We start from the raw sequence: 482 nt of genomic DNA, 5'->3' as shown, positions 1-482 counted from the left end.
AAAACCTTAGCTGTCATATTGGCAATTGCTGCCGCTGTGCCAGCATCTGTAGATTTAGCTGTTACTGAAAACACTTGAGAATTTTGAGAATTACTAATCGATAGTGATCCTTTCAATGCTCCCATAGAACCTGGATAACCAGGATAGCTGCTAACTTTCTTATTAACATCTTTTAAAACAGTAGGACTAGTAATAATATCCTTATAAGTACTGATCATCTGAACATCAGCCTGAACCTGCTGGAACTGTGCCGACTGCATGTCCTCTGATAATTTACGATTGACCAAAATTTGTGTAGTAGCGCTATATTTTGGTGTCATAACGAAAAAGGTAACAAAAATTGCTGCCAAAGTAACAACAATAGTTGTCCCGAAAATTGCTTTTATATGTTTGCGTAAGATGCCTACGATCTGCATCATACTAATATTTTGTTCTGATTCCACTTCGTCCTCCGAATATATACAATATAATGTTATTTATAT

At 35.9% G+C, this 482-nt stretch carries 1 protein-coding gene; it reads right to left on the bottom strand.

Features of this window, described 5'->3' with window-relative positions; genetic code table 11:
- A partial coding sequence (locus FD33_RS10990) for a YveK family protein (RefSeq protein WP_235806962.1) occupies positions 1-443 on the bottom strand: 443 nt, incomplete at its 3' end.
- Between the last annotated feature and the right edge of the window lie 39 nt (positions 444-482).

The sequence above is a fragment of the Companilactobacillus paralimentarius DSM 13238 = JCM 10415 genome (assembly GCF_001434985.1).
Classification (GTDB): Bacteria; Bacillota; Bacilli; order Lactobacillales; family Lactobacillaceae; genus Companilactobacillus; species Companilactobacillus paralimentarius.
The sequence above is the reverse complement of the archived record's forward strand: the minus strand, read 5'-3'. Positions and strand labels throughout refer to the sequence as shown.